Origin of the sequence: Agrobacterium sp. LY4, assembly GCF_001526585.1 — a bacterium.
Taxonomy (GTDB): Bacteria; Pseudomonadota; Alphaproteobacteria; order Rhizobiales; family Rhizobiaceae; genus Agrobacterium; species Agrobacterium leguminum.
The window spans coordinates 117,154-136,750 of record NZ_ASYA01000004.1; the positions used below are offsets into that span (position 1 = coordinate 117,154).

Annotated in this window: 14 protein-coding genes and 1 pseudogene; 12 read left to right on the forward strand and 3 right to left on the reverse strand. The window is 61.0% G+C overall.

What is annotated here, in order from left to right:
• The 3 genes from fdhF to L904_RS06720 all read left to right on the forward strand — a co-directional run bounded on the left by fdhF (position 1) and on the right by L904_RS06720 (position 5,064).
• A complete protein-coding gene (gene fdhF, locus L904_RS06710; RefSeq protein WP_020810594.1) occupies positions 1 to 2,883 on the forward strand; it encodes a formate dehydrogenase subunit alpha in 2,883 nt (960 codons plus the stop codon).
• Between the two features lie 71 nt (positions 2,884 to 2,954).
• Positions 2,955 to 3,296, forward strand: a complete 342-nt coding sequence (locus tag L904_RS06715; protein WP_020810595.1) for a formate dehydrogenase subunit delta — start codon at positions 2,955 to 2,957, stop codon at positions 3,294 to 3,296.
• A 115-nt stretch (positions 3,297 to 3,411) separates the two neighbouring features.
• Positions 3,412 to 5,064: an OFA family MFS transporter gene (locus L904_RS06720; protein WP_020810596.1), complete on the forward strand. Its 1,653-nt coding sequence runs from the start codon at positions 3,412 to 3,414 to the stop codon at positions 5,062 to 5,064.
• Positions 5,065 to 5,155: 91 nt separating this feature from the next.
• Here the strand turns inward: L904_RS06720 and L904_RS06725 are convergent, their stop codons facing one another.
• Genes L904_RS06725 through L904_RS06735 form a run of 3 tightly spaced genes read right to left on the reverse strand, consistent with a single transcriptional unit; the run spans position 5,156 to position 7,743 of the window.
• A complete protein-coding gene (locus tag L904_RS06725; protein ID WP_020810597.1) occupies positions 5,156 to 6,052 on the reverse strand; it encodes a dihydrodipicolinate synthase family protein in 897 nt (298 codons plus the stop codon).
• A 31-nt stretch (positions 6,053 to 6,083) separates the two neighbouring features.
• Positions 6,084 to 6,965 (reverse strand): SMP-30/gluconolactonase/LRE family protein, encoded by an 882-nt coding sequence (locus tag L904_RS06730; RefSeq protein ID WP_020810598.1) that lies wholly within the window; start codon positions 6,963 to 6,965, stop codon positions 6,084 to 6,086.
• Positions 6,966 to 7,023: 58 nt separating this feature from the next.
• Positions 7,024 to 7,743, reverse strand: a complete 720-nt coding sequence (locus L904_RS06735) for a FadR/GntR family transcriptional regulator (RefSeq protein ID WP_003521683.1) — start codon at positions 7,741 to 7,743, stop codon at positions 7,024 to 7,026.
• 301 nt (positions 7,744 to 8,044) lie between these two features.
• On the opposite strand from L904_RS06735, the gene L904_RS06740 reads away from it, so the two are divergent.
• From L904_RS06740 to L904_RS06780, 9 genes and pseudogenes are all read left to right on the forward strand, one after another.
• Entirely contained in the window at positions 8,045 to 9,994 is a 1,950-nt protein-coding gene (locus L904_RS06740) for an ABC transporter substrate-binding protein (protein ID WP_035260480.1), read from the forward strand.
• A 120-nt stretch (positions 9,995 to 10,114) separates the two neighbouring features.
• Positions 10,115 to 11,101 carry an ABC transporter permease gene (locus tag L904_RS06745; protein WP_003521681.1) on the forward strand — a complete coding sequence of 329 codons (987 nt, stop codon included), beginning with the start codon at positions 10,115 to 10,117 and terminating at the stop codon, positions 11,099 to 11,101.
• A 9-nt stretch (positions 11,102 to 11,110) separates the two neighbouring features.
• The gene (locus L904_RS06750; protein ID WP_020810601.1) at positions 11,111 to 12,235 is read left to right on the forward strand and encodes an ABC transporter permease; all 1,125 of its coding nucleotides are present in this window, start codon (positions 11,111 to 11,113) and stop codon (positions 12,233 to 12,235) included.
• A gap of 8 nt (positions 12,236 to 12,243) precedes the next feature.
• A pseudogene (locus L904_RS06755) lies at positions 12,244 to 13,967 on the forward strand (ABC transporter ATP-binding protein).
• Positions 13,968 to 14,011: 44 nt separating this feature from the next.
• Positions 14,012 to 15,199 carry a galactarate dehydratase gene (locus tag L904_RS06760; RefSeq protein ID WP_020810603.1) on the forward strand — a complete coding sequence of 396 codons (1,188 nt, stop codon included), beginning with the start codon at positions 14,012 to 14,014 and terminating at the stop codon, positions 15,197 to 15,199.
• Complete coding sequence (locus L904_RS06765) at positions 15,186 to 16,052, forward strand: aldose 1-epimerase (protein ID WP_020810604.1); 867 nt, start codon at positions 15,186 to 15,188, stop codon at positions 16,050 to 16,052. The genes L904_RS06760 and L904_RS06765 overlap by 14 nt, the downstream gene beginning before the upstream one ends.
• Positions 16,053 to 16,219: 167 nt before the next feature.
• Positions 16,220 to 16,993, forward strand: a complete 774-nt coding sequence (locus tag L904_RS06770; protein WP_031233969.1) for a FadR/GntR family transcriptional regulator — start codon at positions 16,220 to 16,222, stop codon at positions 16,991 to 16,993.
• A gap of 74 nt (positions 16,994 to 17,067) precedes the next feature.
• Positions 17,068 to 18,576, forward strand: a complete 1,509-nt coding sequence (locus L904_RS06775) for an ABC transporter substrate-binding protein (protein ID WP_020810605.1) — start codon at positions 17,068 to 17,070, stop codon at positions 18,574 to 18,576.
• Between the two features lie 68 nt (positions 18,577 to 18,644).
• Positions 18,645 to 19,592: an ABC transporter permease gene (locus tag L904_RS06780; protein WP_020810606.1), complete on the forward strand. Its 948-nt coding sequence runs from the start codon at positions 18,645 to 18,647 to the stop codon at positions 19,590 to 19,592.
• Positions 19,593 to 19,597: the final 5 nt, after the last annotated feature.

The window sequence follows — 19,597 nt, forward strand, 5'->3', positions numbered from 1 at the left end:
ATGGCCCTTGTGACAGAATTCGACTATGGAACCCCCAAATCCCACGCAACGGACATGGTGACGCTCACCATCGACGGCAGGCAGGTGACTGTGCCTGCGGGAACGTCGATCATGCGCGCCTCGCGCGAAGCGGGTATCGATGTTCCGAAACTCTGCGCCACCGATATGGTGGATGCTTTTGGTTCCTGCCGCCTCTGTCTGATCGAGGTGGAGGGCCGCAACGGCACCCCTGCCTCCTGCACCACGCCCGTCGCGCCCGGTCTCGTCGTGCACACGCAGACGGAGCGGCTGAAGCAGATCCGCAAGGGCGTGATGGAGCTTTATATCTCCGATCACCCGCTCGACTGTCTGACCTGCGCCGCCAATGGCGATTGCGAGCTGCAGGATATGGCGGGCGCCGTTGGCCTGCGCGATGTGCGCTACGGATACGAAGGCGACAACCACGTCAAGGCCCGCACCGGCGATGGCGATCTCAATGCCCGCTGGATGCCGAAGGATGAAAGCAATCCCTATTTCACCTACGATCCTTCCAAATGCATCGTCTGCTCCCGTTGCGTGCGCGCCTGTGAGGAAGTGCAGGGCACCTTCGCGCTGACGATCGAAGGGCGCGGTTTCGAAAGCCGAGTATCGCCCGGCGCGCATGAGGCGTTCCTCGATTCCGATTGCGTTTCCTGCGGCGCCTGCGTGCAGGCCTGTCCAACGGCGACGCTCACTGAAAAATCGGTGATCGAGATCGGCCAGCCGGAGCATTCGCTGGTCACGACCTGCGCCTATTGCGGTGTCGGCTGCTCCTTCAAGGCGGAAATGCGCGGTGAAGAGCTGGTGCGCATGGTGCCGTGGAAGGACGGGCAGGCCAATCGCGGCCATTCCTGCGTCAAGGGCCGCTTCGCTTATGGTTATGCCACCCACAGGGACCGCATTCTCAACCCGATGATCCGCGAAAAGATCAGCGATCCATGGCGGGAAGTCACATGGGAGGAGGCCTTCTCCCATGTCGCGTCGGAGTTCCGGCGTATCCAGGGTCAATATGGCCGGGAATCCATCGGGGGTATCACCTCGTCCCGCTGCACGAACGAAGAAACCTTCCTCGTCCAGAAGCTCATCCGCGCCGGCTTCGGCAATAACAACGTCGATACCTGCGCCCGCGTCTGCCATTCGCCGACGGGCTACGGTCTCGGCCAGGCTTTCGGCACTTCCGCCGGCACGCAGAATTTCGATAGCGTCGAACAGTCCGATGTGGTGCTTGTCATCGGCGCCAATCCGACCGATGGACATCCTGTTTTCGGCTCGCGGCTGAAGAAGCGGCTGCGACAGGGCGCGAAGCTGATCGTCATCGATCCGCGTCGTATCGATCTCGTCCGCACGCCGCATGTGGAGGCGTCCTTCCACCTGCCGCTGAAGCCCGGAACGAATGTCGCGGTGCTGACGGCGCTTGCGCATGTCATCGTCACGGAAGGGCTGTTCAACGAAGCCTTCATTCGCGAGCGCTGCGACTGGTCGGAATTCGAGGATTGGGCCGCTTTCGTCGCCGAGCCTCAGCATAGCCCGGAAGAAACCGAAAGCTTCACCGGCGTGCCGGCGGAAGAGGTGCGCGGCGCCGCACGTCTTTATGCCAGGGGTGGCAATGGCGCCATCTATTACGGGCTCGGTGTCACCGAACACAGCCAGGGGTCTACCACGGTGATGGCAATCGCCAATCTGGCCATGGCGACCGGCAATATCGGCCGCCCGGGCGTGGGGGTCAATCCGCTACGCGGTCAGAACAATGTTCAGGGTTCCTGCGACATGGGGTCTTTCCCGCACGAGCTTCCGGGCTATCGGCATATTTCCGACGATGCCACGCGCGACATCTTCGAGAAACTCTGGGGTGTGAAGCTCAACAACGAGCCGGGGCTGCGTATTCCCAACATGCTCGATGCGGCCGTGGATGGCAGCTTCAAGGGCATCTATATTCAGGGCGAGGATATTCTCCAGTCCGATCCGGATACGAAGCACGTTTCGGCCGGTCTCGCAGCGATGGAATGTGTCGTGGTGCACGATCTCTTCCTGAACGAGACGGCGAATTACGCCCATGTCTTCCTGCCGGGGTCCACCTTCCTCGAAAAGGACGGCACCTTCACCAATGCCGAACGCCGCATCAACCGCGTGCGCAAGGTCATGTCCCCGAAGAACGGTTATGCCGACTGGGAAGTGACGCAGAAGCTGGCGCAGGCCATGGGTCTTGCATGGAACTACACGCATCCGTCCGAGATCATGGACGAGATCGCCGCGACGACACCGAGTTTCGCCGGTGTTTCCTACGACTATCTGGAGGAGAAGGGCTCGGTGCAGTGGCCCTGCAACGAGAAATTCCCGGACGGTTCGCCGATCATGCATGTGGACGGTTTCGTGCGCGGCAAGGGCAAGTTCATCCGCACCGAATATGTGGCGACGGACGAACGCACGGGGCCGCGGTTCCCGCTGCTGCTCACCACCGGCCGCATCCTGTCGCAATACAATGTCGGCGCGCAGACACGGCGCACCGAAAATGTTGTCTGGCATGAGGAGGATCGTCTCGAAATCCATCCGCACGATGCCGAACAGCGCGGCGTGAAGGATGGCGACTGGATCAAGCTCGCCAGCCGGTCGGGCGACACGACGTTACGGGCGCTGATTACCGACCGTGTGGCGCCGGGCGTGGTCTATACGACCTTCCACCATCCCGGCACGCAGGCAAACGTCATCACCACCGACTTCTCCGACTGGGCGACCAACTGTCCCGAATATAAGGTGACCGCCGTGCAGGTATCGCCTTCCAACGGGCCGACGGAATGGCAGGAGGAATATGATGCGCTTGGCCGCCGTTCGCGGCGGATCAGCGGCAAGCTCGAAGCGGCGGAATAAGGAGGGCCGGGTGCGCCCGGCCTGTCACACACAGAGGCGTCGGCCGGCAGCCGGCGCGGGGGGAAGAGGTCATGTTGCTCAACCACACCGATGAAAAGCTGGTGAGAATGGCGAACCAGATCGCGACATTCTTTCTGTCGCAGCCGGAAGATATACGCATCGAAGGTGTCGCGACCCACATCAACAAGTTCTGGGAACCGCGCATGCGACGCCGGTTCTTCGAGATGGTGGATGCCGGGGCCGGTGATTTTCTGCCGCTTGTGCTTGCCGCATCGAAGAAGATCAAGCGGCCCGACGATCCGGCCGATGCCGTGGGCCTCGGCGACGACGCGAAGGGCGCGCCGGGCGGCAAAGGACCGATTGCGGGCGAGTCCCTTTCGGAACCGAGCGTCCCGGAAAGCACAGAGGCTTGAGCGGCGCGACCGCAAAATCACACTTTCGGCCGGACGGGGGACGTCCGGCGATATCGGTGTTCGCCCGGCGGGGCGAACGTGACATGTCCAGACATCCACGAGGGAGGTAATGTCAATGGCAGTAGCAGGTGCGACAGCGGGAGAGGCGGCGCAAGCCGGGTTTTTGGACCGCGAACGAATAATCGCAAGACCGGGTTTCAATCGCTGGCTGGTACCGCCGGCGGCCCTTGCCATTCATCTATGCATCGGCATGGCCTACGGCTTCAGCGTGTTCTGGCTGCCGCTGTCGAAGGCGCTGCCGGCCACGGACCCCAGTTGCTCCAGCCTCACCCTTCTGGGTGCGCTGTTCACCACTGAGTGCAACTGGCGCGTGGCCGATCTCGGCTGGATCTATACGCTTTTCTTCGTTCTTCTCGGCTGCTCGGCGGCCATCTGGGGCGGCTGGCTGGAAAGGGTGGGGCCCCGCAAGGCCGGCTTCGTTTCCGCCTGCTGCTGGTGCGGCGGTATTCTGGTGGCGGCAATCGGCGTCATCACGCATCAGCTGTGGCTGATGTGGCTGGGGGCCGGCGTCATCGGCGGTATCGGTCTCGGCCTTGGCTATATTTCGCCCGTATCGACCCTGATCAAATGGTTCCCGGACCGTCGCGGCATGGCGACGGGCATGGCCATCATGGGATTTGGCGGTGGTGCGATGATCGGCGCGCCGCTCGCCAATCTGCTGATGAACAACTTCAAGACGGATATTTCGGTTGGCGTCTGGCAGACTTTCGTTGTCATGGCCATGATCTATTTCGTCTTCATGATGGCGGGCGCCTTCGGTTATCGCATTCCGCCGTCGGGCTGGCGTCCGGAAGGCTGGACCGCGCCTTCCGCCAAAAGCGCCATGATAACCCATCGCCACGTGCATCTGCGCGATGCGCACAAGACGCCGCAGTTCTGGCTTATCTGGGCGGTGCTGTGCCTCAACGTTTCGGCGGGTATCGGCGTCATCGGCATGGCCTCGCCCATGCTGCAGGAAATCTTCGCAGGATCGCTGATCGGCCTGCCGGGCGTGGGCTTTGCCGATCTCGATGCCGGGCAGAAGGCGCAGATCGCGGCGATCGCTGCCGGCTTCACCGGGCTGCTTTCCCTGTTCAATATCGGCGGCCGCTTCTTCTGGGCGTCGATGTCCGACAAGATCGGCCGCAAGAACACTTATTTCTGCTTCTTCATTCTCGGCATCATTCTTTATGCGCTGGCGCCGACGCTTGCGACGATGGGCAACAAGGCGCTCTTCGTTCTCGCCTTCGGTATCATCCTGTCGATGTATGGCGGTGGTTTTGCGACCATTCCCGCTTATCTCGCCGATATTTTCGGCACGCAGTTCGTCGGCGCAATCCACGGCCGCCTGCTGACGGCTTGGGCGACTGCGGGCATCGCCGGCCCTGTCGTCGTCAACTACATCCGCGAAGCGCAGATCGCGGCGGGCGTGGCGCCAGGACCCGCGCTCTACACCAGCACCATGTATATTCTGGCGGGCATGCTGGCGATCGGCCTCGTGGCCAATGCCTTCGTGCGGCCGCTTTCGGACAAGTGGTTCATGTCGGATGCGGAGGTCGCGACGCTGCAGGCAAAGACGGCGGCCGCCAATGCCGGTCCGACAGGCTCCTTCGGCATCGGACGTGGCGGGCTGGACACCAAGGCGGCACTTGCCTGGGTTGCTGTCGGTATTCCGCTTCTGTGGGGCGTATGGGTTACCGTGAAGAGCAGCCTTGCGCTGTTCGGCTGAGCGTCCATCGGCCCGGAAAGCATATGCCGGCTTATGGCCGGCATATGATCTGATCAAAGCGAAAGTGTGCAGCTTGCCGGCAAGGCGTCCATCAACGCCAGCTGGCAAGCAGTCCTTCGAGTGTTGCGCGGTCTTCTTTGTCCAGACGGGCAAGTCCCGGGGCGCGAACGGGGCCAACCTTCATCCCCAGAATTTCCATGGCTTCCTTCACCACAGTCACATTTGCGCCGTTGCGATATCGTGTCCGCAGCCGTTCGAACAATTCGATCCTTTCGATGATCTTCCGTGCGGCCGGGAAATCGCCGGCCGTCAGGGCGTCATGAACCTGCAGGGAAAATTGCGGCGCGACATTGACGAGACCGGATGTGAAGCCGCGCGCACCAACCGCCGCGAAGGCAGGCGCCCAGCTTTCAGCCAGTCCGCAGACATATAGAGCGCCGTTCGGATCGGAAGCGGCAATCGCGCGCGACAGAAGCATGATGTCGGTCGTCGCGAACTTGATGCCGGCGACATTCGGGTGGCTCGCAAGCTTTACCATGTCATCGACCGAAAAGCCGTCCGCCCGGACATAGGCGACCAGCGGCAATTCGCTGCCCTCCGCAAGACCGATAAAATAGTCGATCTGCGATTGCGGGGCTGCAAAAGGGTCGACCGGTTGATGCGACATGACGGCGGATGCGCCCATTTCTTTTGCCTGACGCGCCATGGAGAGCGCTTCGCGCTGCGAGCGTCCAATCGCCGCCGTAACCGGGGCTTTGCCGCTGACACCTTTTATCGCAGCCTCATAAACCTTCAGAATTTCCGCGGGCGTCAAGGCGTAGAATTCGCCTGTATTGCCCGCCGCGACGATATTGTGGATGCCCGCCTTTGCGACACGGGCGTAAACCTCGGCGGTAACACCGGTCTCCACTTCGCCGCTTGCATCGTAAGCCGTTACCGGAACGCCGGAGATGCCCTGTAGGGCCTGGCGAAAATCGAATGTCGTCATCAACTGGGTTCCTTAGGATCAAAAGTCATCTTCAAATGGAGAATTTGTGAACGGGCGCGCCGGCGACCGGGGCATCAAATGCGACAACCGTGCCTGCGGTGGTTATTCCCTCCGTCTCGGTCACGAGACTTGTGAGGTAGATCGTCTTGAGGTCGGGACCGCCGAAACACGGCATGGTCGGCCCCTTGAACGGCAGCCTGTAGACCTCGAACAATTCGCCGTCCGGTGAAAAGCGGTTGAGACGTCCCGCCTGAACGCCGGCGCTCCAGTAACAGCCTTCGCAATCGGTCGCCGCACCGTCCGGCCTGCCTTCATTCGGCGCGAAATCGTGAAGGCGTTCGGCCGGGCCGATCCTGCCGGTCGCGGCGTCGAAATCGAATACCTGATACATCAGCCCGCTGCTGTCGGAATGGTACATGCGCCTGCCGTCCGGACTCCAGGCAAGCCCGTTCGATGTGAACATGTCGCCATCGATGATGCATTCGATGCCGCCATCCGGAGCGATGCGATAGAGACGTGCATTGCCTGTCTGTATCGCGGCCTCGTCGCGGGTCCCCACCCAGAAATGGCCGTCCGGGCCAACCTTTCCATCGTTGAGGCGGCTGTCAGGCCGCCCGTCGTCCGGATCGCAGAGAAGGTCGAGCTTGCCGCTCGCGGGATCGAGAAGATGCACGCCGGTCTTGAGGCCCGCCACGATCAAGCCATTGTCGCAAAGGCCGAGACAGCCCACCTGGGCGGGCATGTCGTATCTGTCGAGTTTTCCGCCGGGATGCAGGCGGAAAATGGCGGGCGCGAGAATATCGACGAACCACAGATCGCCGGTTCGCTCGTCCCAGGCAGGCGATTCGCCGACCTTCAGCGGGGTATCGATCAGGGAACGGAGCTTCGGTTCTATGATGTGCGGCTGGCTCACTGGTTCCTCTCCCTCATCCGCCCCTTATGATTCTATTTTCGACATTGCAGGGTGCGGCCTAACTGCCGACGCCCTGAAACATGCGGGCGCGCGCCTTCAATATGTGGTCTTTCATCGCGTCATGCGCGGCCTGCTCGCGCCGCGCAAAAATCGCTTCCACGATGGCCGTGTGCTCGTTCTGGACTTCACGCACATGCTGCGGCGTCCGCTTGAGGCTGAGGCTGCGTGTCACCGACTGGCCGATGGCGAAATGGGGTTTGAACCATATCCGCACCGTGATGTGGAACTGGTTATGGCTCGCCTTCGCGATGGCTTCGTGCAGGGCGAAGTCTTCCTCCGCGCCGAGATCGTTGCGCTCGAGACACTGTTCCAGCGCGGCAATCGCCTGCTCGATACGTACCCTGTCCGCTGCCTGCCAGTTGCGCGCCGCAAGCTCAGCCGCGGAAGCCTCCAATCCGGCCCTGAACTCAAAAAAACGCTGCACGTCGGCCAGCGAGCCGACCGGCACCTGTTGCAACACGGAAGAATCCGGCTGCTGGCGTACATAGGAGCCGGATCCCTTTTGTGAAACGATAAGCTCGTCGTTCCGAAGCCGCTCCAGCGCTTCCCGCACAACCGGCCGCGATGCGCCGAACAGCGACGCCAGATTCTGTTCCGATGGCAGCCGCTCGTTCACGGGAAACCGCCCGTCCGAAATCATGCCGACGATTTTTTCGTAGATGATGTCGCTCAGCCGAGTTTCGCCTCGAGCGGCGGCAGATGCAGTGTGATTGTCCATCAGCAGCCCTTCCGTTGCAAATCGCTGAAGTTAATGGGTTTCCTGCATTTCAATCGCAACAGAAATACCGGGGTTTTTGTGAGCGAGGGGGCTGTCGTACCGATTTTTTCTTCAAGCCTGATCCTGAAAACCGGCCTACAAATAAAAAAGATGTAAAAATCTGTCAATACTTGTAATCATCTGAAAACGCCCATATGGTCTGCCCCTGCCGATGGAGGATCGGCGTGCTGGCTGGCCGGGAGGGCCGTCGCGGTTCGGTGAAAGCCGTCTCGCTGCCGGTGATTTTTTGGGAGGATTGTCGATGCGCGATGGCGAAGCATTTTCACTGGGCGTAACGCGCCGAACCTTTATGGCGGGTGTTGGCGGCGTGGCCGCCCTTTCCGTCATCGGGACCTCGGCGCGGGCTGCTGCCGGCAAGCAGGCGCCGGAACTGGAGGCGCTGGTAAAGGACGGCAAATTGCCGCCTTTGGCCGAACGTCTGCCGAAAAATCCGATGGTGGTGACGCCGCACGAGAAAATCGGCACCTATGGCGGCACATTGCGCCGTGGCCTGCGCGGTTCGTCGGACCATAACGGCATCCTGCGCATGGTCGGCAATCAGGGCCTTGTCCGCTGGAACATGGATTTTACCGAGGTTCTGCCGAACCTTGCGGTGAAATGGGAAGTCAACGACGATGCCTCGCAATTCACCTTCCATTTGCTGGAGGGCGCAAAATGGTCGGACGGTCACCCCTTCACCGCCGATGACGTGGTGTTCGCCATCGAGGACTGCATCAAGAACAAGGAGCTTTACAGCGCCACGCCGGCGCAGCTTTCCGTGGCCGGCAAGGCGGTCGATGTCGAAAAAGTCGACGATTTCACGGTAAAGTTCAAATTCGCAGCGCCGAATGCGCTTTATCTCGAAAATCTCGCCACGCCGCTCGGCCAGCATCCGACGCTGTTTCCCAAACACTATTGCAGCAAGTTCCTGCCGAAATACAACACGGCGCTCGATGCCGATGTGAAGGCTGCGGGTGTCTCCAGCTGGACCGAACTGTTCCGCGCCAAATGCGGCGATATCGAAATTCCGTCCCGCTGGTCGAATGTCGACAAGCCGACGCTGGACCCGTGGGTGGTGAAGGAACCCTATTCCGGCGGTGCGACACGCGTGGTCATGACCCGCAACCCTTACTTCTGGCAGGTCGATACCGAAGGCAACCAGTTGCCCTATATCGACGAAATCAATTTCGGCATTTCGCAGGATGTCGAATCGCTGATGCTGAACGTCATTTCCGGCAAGATCGACATTCAGGAGCGCCATATCAGCGTTCTCGCCAACAAGCCGACCCTGTCGCAGAACATGAAAAAGGGTGACTACCGCCTGCTGACTTTGGTGCCGTCTGCTGCGCAGCAGTGCCAGATTTACCTGAACATCACCCATAAAGACCCGGCAATGCGCAAGATGTTCGCCGACAAGTCGTTCCGCCAGGCATTGTCCATCGCGCTCAACCGGCAGGAAATCATCGACATCGTCTATTTCGGCCAGAGCGAGGGTTATCAGGCCGGGCCGCGCCCGACACATCCCTGGTACAATGAAAAGCTGGCGCGGCAATTCACCGAATACGATGCGGACAAGGCGAACGAACTTCTCGACAAGGCCGGTTACGACAAGAAGAACGGCAACGGCATGCGGTTGCGGCCTGACGGTCAGCCTGTCTTCTTCTCGATTGACGTCATCCCGACGCTCTATCCCGATCTGGTCGATGCGCTGGAGCTGGTGAAGGCGCAATGGGCGCAGATCGGCGTCGACATCAAGGTCAACACCATCGAACGTGCGCTCTATTATACACGCGGCGATGACAACGCCCATGATGCCGCCGTCTGGCCCGGTCCCGGCGGTCTCGATCCGATGCTCGATCCGCGCGATTTCTTCGCCTTCCACCCGCAGGGGTCGCGTTACGCCATCCCGTGGGCGCTCTGGTACACCTCGAATGGCCAGAAGGGCGAAGAGCCGCCGGAAAGCCAGAAGCAGCGCTTCAAGCTGTTCGATGAGGCGCGCTCGACGGCCGACCTTGCCAAGCGCGGCGAGAAGATGAAGCAGATCTTCGACATTGCGGCGGAAGAGTTCGAAACGATCGGCCTCTGCCTTGCGGTGGGCGGTTTTGGCATCATCCGCAACAATCTGCGCAATGTGCCGGAAACGGAACCCGACAGCTGGACCTGGCCTAATCCCGGCCCGGCGCTGCCGCAACAGTTCACCTTCACAAGCTGACATCGCCACATGGGCGTCGCTGCCGTAACGCGGCGACGCCTCTCAGGTTGTTTCGACCACCCACAGCCGTCTCCTTAGTGGAAGGCGGCGCGTGCGGCACAATGTGATTGCGAGAACGACATGCTGCTTTTTATCGTAAAACGCCTGCTGTGGATGATACCGTCCCTGTTTGCCGTCAGTTTCCTTGCCTTTGTCCTGATCCAGCTGCCGCCCGGCGACTATGTGACGACCTATATCGCCACATTGGCCGCCTCCAACGAGGTCATCGACCACAATACGGCGGCGCAGCTGCGCGAACGTTTCGGCCTCGATGACCCGATGATCGTGCAATATCTGAAATGGATATGGGGCATCGTCAGCCGCGGCGATTTCGGCATTTCGTTCGAGTGGCAGCAGCCGGTTTCAGGCCTCATCTGGGAGCGCATGGCGCTGACACTGGTTCTGGCCATCGCAAGCCTTCTCGCAACCTGGGCCATTGCACTTCCCATCGGCGTCTTCTCCGCCGTGCGCAAATATTCGATTGGCGATTATCTCTTCACCGCATTTTCCTTCTTCGGCCTTTCCATACCCTCGTTCCTGCTGGCGCTGGTGCTGATGTATGTCGCGGCGGTGGAGTTCGGGGCCGATGTCGGCGGGCTGTTTTCGGCGGAATACGAGACCGCCTCGTGGAGCATCGCCAAGATGATGGACCTCATGGCCCATATCTGGCTGCCGGTCGCCATCCTTGCCGTGTCCTCCACCGCAAGCCTCATCCGCGTCATGCGCGCCAATATGCTGGATGAGTTGCCCAAGCCCTATGTCACCACCGCGCGGGCGAAGGGACTGTCCGAGTTCAAGCTGCTGACGAAATATCCGCTCAGAATTGCGCTCAATCCCTTCATCTCCACCATTGCATGGCTGTTGCCCAACCTCATTTCGGGCTCCGTGGTTGTCGCCATCGTGCTCAATCTGCCGACGGCCGCACCGCTGCTCCTGCAGTCGCTGATGGCGCAGGACATGTATCTCGCCGGCGCTTTCGTGCTGTTGATCTGCGCGCTGACGCTGATCGGATCGCTTATCAGCGACATCCTGCTTGCGCTGGTCGATCCGCGCATCCGTCTCGAATAGGAGGGCGCCATGAGCGATATCACCATGACCACCAATGCCCGGCAGGACCGCGCCGCCGTCGCTTCGCAGTGGCAGCTCATCTGGTGGGCTTTCAAGCGCCACAAGCTGGCCATGGCCGCCCTGTTCATCACCATCGCCATGTATATCGTCGCGCTGGTGCCCGGCTTCTTCGCCATCAACGATCCGGTGCTGCAGAATGCCCGCGCCACCTTCCATCCGCCGCAGCGCGTCCATTTCATCGACACGACCGAGGGTTTCTCGCTCGGGCTGCATTATTATCCGCTGAAGCTGACCCGCAATCCTGAAACGCTGGCGGCGGTCTTCGTTGAAGATACGGCGAAGAAAATCCCGGTCCAGCTTTTCGGTCGCGGTTACGAATATTCCGTCTTCGGCCTGTTCACCACGGATATCCACCTGCTGGCCTCCACCGATAAAACGCGCCCGCTCTTCCTCTTCGGTGCGGATCGTCTCGGGCGCGATGTCTTCAGCCGCGTAGTGCAGGGTGCCCAGGTTTCTTTGTCCATCGGTCTTGTCGGCGTGTTCTTCTCGCTGCTGCTCGGCGTCGTTCTGGGAGGCATTTCAGGATATTACGGCGGCCGCATCGATTTCGTCATGCAGCGCGTGATCGACTTCGTGCTATCGCTGCCCACCATTCCCATCTGGCTGGCGCTGGCCGCCGCCCTGCCGCAGGGCTGGCCTGCCACGCTGCAATATATGATGATCACCATCATCCTGTCCCTGACCGGCTGGGCGCAGCTTGCCCGCGTCGTGCGCGGCCGGTTCCTGTCGCTCAGGACCGAAGAATTCGTGGCCGCAGCGCGGCTGGATGGCGTGCCGGAAGGGCGCATCATCTTCCGCCATATGTTGCCCAGTTTTTCGAGCCACATCATCGCCTCGGTCACGCTTGCGGTTCCGGCGATGATCCTTGCGGAAACATCGCTCTCCTTCCTTGGCCTCGGTCTCCAGCCGCCGACCATTTCCTGGGGCGTGCTGCTTCGCGAGGCGCAGAATATCCGCTCGATTGCGACAGCACCCTGGCTGTTCCTGCCCGGTGTGGCGGTCGTCATTGCCGTCATGGCGCTCAATCTGCTCGGCGACGGCCTGCGCGATGCAGCCGACCCCTATAATAAGTGAGGCCCCGGATGAGCGACATTCTCTCCATGAAGCCAGCCAAGCCGCTGCTTGAAGTCCGCAATCTGGTCACTGAATTTCCGGTCAGAAACGGGGTTTTCCGGGCGGTCAACGACCTGTCTTTCTCCATCGATCCCGGCAAGACGCTCTGCGTCGTCGGCGAAAGCGGCTCCGGCAAATCCGTCACCGCCCGTTCGATTCTGCAGATCATCGACAGTCCCGGCCGCATCGCGTCCGGGTCGATCATCCTCAACCGCGCCGACGGCACCTCTCTGGATCTGGCAAAGCTCGATCCGCGCAGCCGGGCCATCCGCTCGGTGCGCGGCGCCGATATCGCGATGATCTTTCAGGAGCCGATGTCGTCGCTTTCACCCGTGCACACGGTCGGTGACCAGATCACCGAGGTCCTGCGTCTGCATCTGAAGATGAGCAAGGCGCAGGCGCGGGCCGAGGCCATCGAGTTGCTGCGGCAGGTGGAAATCCCCAATCCTGAAAAGGCGCTGGATCGTTACGCCTTCCAATATTCGGGCGGCATGCGCCAGCGTGCGATGATCGCCATGGCGCTGGCCTGCAAACCGCAACTCCTGATCGCCGACGAACCGACGACGGCGCTCGATGTCACCACGCAGGCCGAAATCCTCGATCTGATATCGCGGCTGCAAAAGGCGCATGGCATGGCGGTGCTGTTCATCACCCATGACATGGGCGTGGTGGCGCAGATTGCCGATGACGTGCTGGTCATGCATCACGGCGTCGCCAAGGAATATGGCACCGTCGATGAGATATTCCACAGCCCGCAGGACGCCTATACCCGCATGTTGATCGGCTCCGTGCTGAAGCTGGAGCAGAAGGCGGAAATCCGGCTTGCGCGGCCTCCGCTCGATTTAACGGCTGCGCCGGTGCTCGAAGTGAACGACCTTTCCATGCATTTCGGCGAGATGAAGGCGCTGGATGGCGTGTCGATCAAGCTATTGCCCGGTGAGACGCTCGGCATCGTCGGCGAAAGCGGCTCCGGCAAGACCACGATGGGCCGCTCCATCATGCGTCTTTACGATCCGACCGGTGGCGCTATGCTCTATCGCCGGGCGGATGGCAGCGTGGTCGATCTGGCCAGGATCGAAGGCGCCGAGCTGAAAGCCGCACGGCGTGAATTACGCATGGTCTTCCAGGACCCGTTCGGCTCGCTCAATCCGCGCATGACGGTGGCGCAGGTCATCGGCGAGCCGTTGCTAGTCAACGGCATTGCCAGGGGCAGGGAGCTGGATGAACGCGTCTGCGCCCTGATGGAGCAGGTGGGACTGGACCCAAGCGGGCGCGAGCGCTATCCGCACGCCTTTTCCGGCGGCCAGCGCCAGCGCATCGGCATCGCCCGCGCCATCACCCTGAAGCCGCGCATCATCGTGGCGGATGAGGCGACCTCGGCGCTCGATGTTTCGGTGCGGTTCCAGGTGCTGGATCTTCTGATGCGGCTGCAGGACGAGCTGGGGCTCGCCTATATCTTCATCAGCCACGACATCGGCGTCATCCGCTATATGTGCGACCGCGTCGGGGTGATGTATCGCGGCAAGCTGGTGGAAGTGGGAGACGCCGAAAAGGTCTGCAATGCGCCGGATCATCCCTACACGCAGGCGCTTCTTTCCGCCATTCCGCGCCGGACCCGCGCGACCGGGATCGCACCCGCAGATTCCGCTACGTCGAACCATCGGAAGTCAAGAACGGGGCCGTCGCCCGATAGAGCCGGGCCTGTCGCAGGCTGCAATTCATGAGGAAGACTGAAGCATGAAAATCGATCGTATGCGGGTATTCGTCACCCGCGACAAGGACCGCCCCCGCGTCATCGTCGCTCTCGATACCGATGACGGTTTGACCGGCTGGGGTGAATGTTACAATCACGGCCCCGATCTCGCCTTGCCACCGGTGCTGGACTACCTCTACAGCTTCCTTGCCGGGCAGGACCCGACACGGGTGGAGTATCTCTATAATCTCCTGCTCCAGCAGAACCGCTTTCCGCCCGGCGCGCTCGGTCTGTCCGCCATCTCGGCATTAGACCATTGCCTCTGGGACCTCGCAGCCAAGGCGGCGGGCGTGCCGGTCTACAAGCTGCTGGGCGGCGAAGTACGTGACCGTATCAAGGTCTATGCCGGTGTCTACACCGCTCCGGATGCGCCGGCGGCGAAGGAGGAATTCGACCGTCTCAACGAGGATTGGGGCTTCACGGCCTTCAAGCTCAGCCCATGGCGCGTCGATATTCACGCCCATCGCTGGGGGGAGGTGGTGCGCAGTTCGGCCGAATATTTCCGCTCGCTTCGCGAAACCGTGCGGCCCGACTACGATATCGCCTTCGACGCCCATGCCAAGATTTTCGAGCCAGCGGCCGCCCGCCAGCTTGGCAATGCGCTTGCCCCTTACGATCCGCTGTTCTTCGAAGAGCCTTTGCGTCCCGAAAACATCGAGATGTGGGGAGACCTCAAACAGGGGCTGAACTGCACGCTGGCAACCGGTGAAAGTCTCTATAATCGCAATGAGTTCCTGCGTCTTCTTCAAGTGAAGGGTGCGGATATCATTCAGCCCGACATCTGCGTCGTCGGCGGCATTTCGGAGATGCGCCGCATCGCCACGCTTGCGGAAGCCCATTTCGTCAGCATCGCGCCGCATAACCCGATGGGACCGCTCGCCACCGCCGTCAATGTGCATTTTTCCGCCGCCCAGCAGAATTTCCGAATTCTCGAATACCGGCTGCCGAAAGGGCAATGCTACGTCTATGGCGGCACCGATCTCGAAAAACGCGAGGATGAAACCCGCTATGTCGTCGACCCCTACCTGCCGAAGGACGGATATCTGGAACTGAGGCCGGACCGCCCCGGCTGGGGCGTGGAGATGGATGAAAAAGCCATACAGGAGGATGGCTATGTTCATTGGCAAAGACGGGTGCCGAAACGGCCTGACGGCTCCTATGCCTTCGCCTGAAACGGTTGCGATTGCCTGCGGGCGGCTCTCCGCCCGCCTGCGCCCCGCCTGGGGTGGCAGAATGACTCATCTGCAGCACTCCGACTACCGCGATATTCTGGTGCCGACAACGGAGCAGGAGTTCGAGCCGTTCAACTGGCCGAGGGCCGGCGCATATCCGCTGTTTCCCTATCACAACCGGCTCTATGGCGGGTCCTTCGTCCATGCGGGTATTCGCCATGACCTGCTGCCGCATCCGGCGCTTGCGCCTGACGCCATGCATGGCCCGGCTCACCGCCGGCCGTGGGCGATTTCAGATCTGTCTCCGGATCGGGTCTCACTGGTATTGGACTACGAGGCTGACGGAGAGTGGCCTTTTTCCTTCCGCGCCGAGCAGTCTTTTCTGCTGGAGGACGACAGCCTTACCGTGGGGCTGTCGATAACCAATTTCGCGAATGGGCCAGCGCCGATGTCGCTGGGCTGGCATCCCTATTTTGCCGCCGGGCTCGGTTGCGACGCGCGGACGGACGCCAAACTGCAATATCCTCTGGATGCGCAGAACGTGCCAACCGGCCAGCCGCCGGCACCTCGCCCGAAACCCGCCATTCCCGCCGCAACGGGATACACATTGCATTTCACCGATTGGTCAAGCGCGCGGGTCGACTTCGACAGGTTTTCACTACGGCTCGAAGCCGATCCCGTTTTCGGCCATCTCGCCGTGCACCGCATGGAGCGCTATCTCTGTCTTGAGCCCGTTTCCATGGCCGCCGGAGCGCTTGGTTTGCCGCAGGCGCAGCGGGAAGGGCAGGGTTTCTGGACGGTTGCTCCCGGGGAGCGCCTGTCGGGGCGCATCAGGCTCTCCATCGATCTTTAGGAGGGGCGGGTGCGTCTATGACGCCTAACCGCCCACTGCCCACCTTCAAAAAAACCACATGCCCATATTTTGAGCGCCAGTTGTTGCCGCTCAAAAATAAGCTTGACGGCGGCAAAAATTTCTCACCAAATGAACCAATGTAGTATTGGTTCGGTAAATGGTGCGACGTGACGGTGAACCCCAACGACAACTCCAACTACGCGCTGGCGAAGTTGCGGGAGTACATTCAGACGCAGGATCTTGCGAAAGACCGTCGCCTGCCCACAGAGCGGGCCTTCGCGGAAACCTTCAATGTCGGCCGGCGTGCGGTCCGTCGCGCTCTTGAGGTTCTGGAAGCCGAAGGTCTGATCTGGCGACGGCAGGGGGCGGGAACCTTTGTGGGTGAAAAGCCGGACGATTGGTCCGCCCAAGTGACGGAACTGGTCGCCGGCACGGATATCATGGAAATCATGGAAGTGCGCCTGCGCATCGAACCACAGCTGGCGCAGCTTGCGGCCATGCGCGCCAAGCCTGCCGAGGTGGAACGCATGCGCGCCCTCGTCCAGAAGACCGGCCAGAGCACGGATGCCGACGCCAAGGAGTTGTGGGATGGTTCACTTCACCGCCAGATCGCCCAGAGCGCCGGCAACAAATTGTTCCTGTCCATCTTCGATGTCGTCAACCGCATTCGCCAGGACGATGCATGGCAGTCGATACGGGAACTGGCGCGCCGCAGCGGCACGAACGGCAAGGCTTCCTTCGAGCAGCACATAGCGATCGTCGATGCCATCGCCGACCGCGACCCCGCAAGAGCCGGCGAAGCGATGCGCCAGCACCTTCTCATGCATCAGGAAAGGCTGATCCGCGCCACCTCGCTCGGCTTTCTGGAGGAGAAAGCCGGAGAAGACATTGCCGCCCGCAGCACGGGCGATGCCGATAATCCGCTCACGCCGGCCTCATAGGCAGCAGGGCAGACCTGCCGGCCTTTCCGGGCCGGCCAATGAAAAACAAAGATAACCAGACCAGAGGATAGAACATGAAGAAAATCAAGATATTGACCGCCGCCTTATTGGCCGGTGCATTCCTGTCCACGCCGGCCATCTCGTCCGAATTGCGCATCGGCCTTAACGATGACGCCGACGTTCTCGACCCCGCGCAATCGCGCACCTTCGTCGGCCGTATCGTTTATACCGCCATGTGCGACAAGCTCGTCGACATTTCGCAGGACATGAAGATCGTTCCCCAGCTTGCCACCGAATGGGCCTGGTCCGAGGGCGGCAAGGTGCTGACGATGAAGATCCGCGACGGCGTGAAATTCCACGACGGCGAGACACTGGATGCGGCGGCTGTGGTCGCCACCATCGAGCGCAACATGACCCTGCCGGAATCCCGCCGCAAGAGCGAGCTTTCCTCGGTCGAAAAGGTCGAAGCCACCGGGCCGCTGGACGTCAAATTCACCCTGAAGACGCCGGACGTCACGCTGCTGGCGCAGCTTTCCGACCGCGCCGGCATGATCGTCGCGCCGAAGGCGGCCAAGGAACTGGGTGCGAATTTCGGTTCGAAGCCGGTCTGCGCCGGGCCGTTCAAATTCGTCGAGCGCATCCAGCAGGACCGTATCGTGCTCGAGAAATTCGCCGATTATTGGGACAAGGACAAAATTCTGGTCGACAGGGTCGTTTATCTGCCGATCCCGGATACGACCGTGAAGCTTGCCAATCTTCGCTCGGGAGACCTCGATATCGCCGAGCGCATCTCGGCCTCCGATGCCGAGTCCGTCAAGAACGATGCCAATCTGACCTATGCGGATGTCATCGGACCGGGCTACATGGCCATGTATGTCAATATCAACAATGGTTCGCGTGCGGATAATCCGCTCGGCAAGGACAAGCGCCTGCGTCAGGCCTTTTCCTATGCGATAGACCGGGAAGCGATCGGCCAGATCGTGTTCGAAGGTACGTCCAAGGCCGGCAATCAGGCCTTCCCGCCCACAAGCCCGTGGTTCAACCAGAATCTGCCGGTGCCGGCGCGCGATATCGACAAGGCCAAAGAGCTGATGAAGGAGGCGGGTTACGAAAAGCTCGACATCGAGCTTCAGCACGCCAACAACACGACGCAGACGCAGATGATGCAGGTCATCCAGTCGATGGTCGCGGAAGCGGGCTTCAACGTCACCCTGAAGGCCACGGAATTTGCGACGCTTCTGTCCGAACAGACGGCCGGAAACTACCAGCTCAGCCGTTCCGACTGGTCGGGACGTATCGATCCGGATGGCAATCTGCACCAGTTCGTCACCTGCAAGGGCGGCATCAACGATGTGAAATATTGCAATCCCGAGGTCGACAAGCTGCTGAATGAGGCCCGCGCCTCGACCGAGGATGCGGTGCGCAAGGAAAAATACGATGCCGCGAGCGTCATCCTCAACGATGACATGCCGATCATCTATCTCGGTCACCAGCCCTATGCCTATGCCATTTCCAACAAGGTCAAGGGCTGGGCGCCGTCGCCGGATGGCATGATCCGCCTTCTCGGCGTCTCCAAGGACTGAACGCTTCGCATGCGCCGCACGGCCTTGCCGTGCGGCCCTCACGAATTGGCACGAACGAGGGCCATGCCATGCCTGTTTATATCGGCAAGCGACTGCTGGTCGCGATCCCGACGCTTCTGATCATCTCCATCTTCGTCTTCTCGCTGCAGAAACTGCTGCCGGGAGATCCGGTCCTTGCCATGGCTGGTGAGGAGCGCGATCCGGCGACGATTGAATTCCTGCGGGAGAAATATCGCCTGAACGACCCCGTGCCGCTGCAATATGTCAACTGGCTGGGCGGCGTCGTGACGGGCGATTTCGGTATTTCGCTGCGCACCAACCAGCCGGTGCTGGAGCTTATCGGCCAGAAGCTGCCGGTCACCATTCAGCTGGCGGTGATGGCGATGTTCTTTGCCATGGTCATCGGCATTCCGATCGGTATTCTGGCCGCCGTCAAGAAGAATACGTGGATCGACTACACGGCCAATATCGTGGCGCTTTCCGGCCTCTCCATCCCGAACTTCTGGCTCGGCATCATGTTGATCCTGCTGGTGTCGGTGAAACTCGGCTGGTTGCCGGCATCCGGCTATGAATCGATCTTTGTCGATCCCGTGCGCTCCATCGAAACCATGATCATGCCGGCCTTCGTGCTGGGCAATGCGCTTGCGGCGACGCTGATGCGCCATACACGTTCGGCGATGGTGGCGGTGCTCAGTTCCGACTATATCCGCACCGCCCGCGCCAAGGGGCTTTCGCCGCGCGAGATCATCCTGTCGCATAGTTTCCGCAATGCGCTTCTGCCCGTCATCACATTGCTGGCGCTGCTCTTCGGCGAATTGCTGGCCGGGGCGGTGCTGACGGAGCAGATTTTCACCATTCCCGGCTTCGGCAAGATGACGGTCGATGCGGTGTTCACCCGCGATTACGCGGTCGTGCAGGGCATCGTTCTTTGCACCGCCGTCGGTTTCATCCTCATGAACCTTCTGGCCGACATTGCCTATGTCCTGCTCAACCCCCGCCTCAGGGCGACGATCTGAGGCCC

What these genes read in the sequence shown, in the direction of transcription:
- fdhF (WP_020810594.1), top strand. Translation starts at nt 1, where the DNA reads ATGGCCCTTGTGACAGAATTCGACTATGGAACCCCCAAATCCCACGCA.
- L904_RS06715 (WP_020810595.1), top strand. Translation starts at nt 2,955, where the DNA reads ATGTTGCTCAACCACACCGATGAAAAGCTGGTGAGAATGGCGAACCAG.
- L904_RS06720 (WP_020810596.1), top strand. Translation starts at nt 3,412, where the DNA reads ATGGCAGTAGCAGGTGCGACAGCGGGAGAGGCGGCGCAAGCCGGGTTT.
- L904_RS06725 (WP_020810597.1), bottom strand. Translation starts at nt 6,052, where the DNA reads ATGACGACATTCGATTTTCGCCAGGCCCTACAGGGCATCTCCGGCGTT.
- L904_RS06735 (WP_003521683.1), bottom strand. Translation starts at nt 7,743, where the DNA reads ATGGACAATCACACTGCATCTGCCGCCGCTCGAGGCGAAACTCGGCTG.
- L904_RS06740 (WP_035260480.1), top strand. Translation starts at nt 8,045, where the DNA reads ATGCGCGATGGCGAAGCATTTTCACTGGGCGTAACGCGCCGAACCTTT.
- L904_RS06745 (WP_003521681.1), top strand. Translation starts at nt 10,115, where the DNA reads ATGCTGCTTTTTATCGTAAAACGCCTGCTGTGGATGATACCGTCCCTG.
- L904_RS06750 (WP_020810601.1), top strand. Translation starts at nt 11,111, where the DNA reads ATGAGCGATATCACCATGACCACCAATGCCCGGCAGGACCGCGCCGCC.
- L904_RS06760 (WP_020810603.1), top strand. Translation starts at nt 14,012, where the DNA reads ATGAAAATCGATCGTATGCGGGTATTCGTCACCCGCGACAAGGACCGC.
- L904_RS06765 (WP_020810604.1), top strand. Translation starts at nt 15,186, where the DNA reads ATGCCTTCGCCTGAAACGGTTGCGATTGCCTGCGGGCGGCTCTCCGCC.
- L904_RS06775 (WP_020810605.1), top strand. Translation starts at nt 17,068, where the DNA reads ATGAAGAAAATCAAGATATTGACCGCCGCCTTATTGGCCGGTGCATTC.
- L904_RS06780 (WP_020810606.1), top strand. Translation starts at nt 18,645, where the DNA reads ATGCCTGTTTATATCGGCAAGCGACTGCTGGTCGCGATCCCGACGCTT.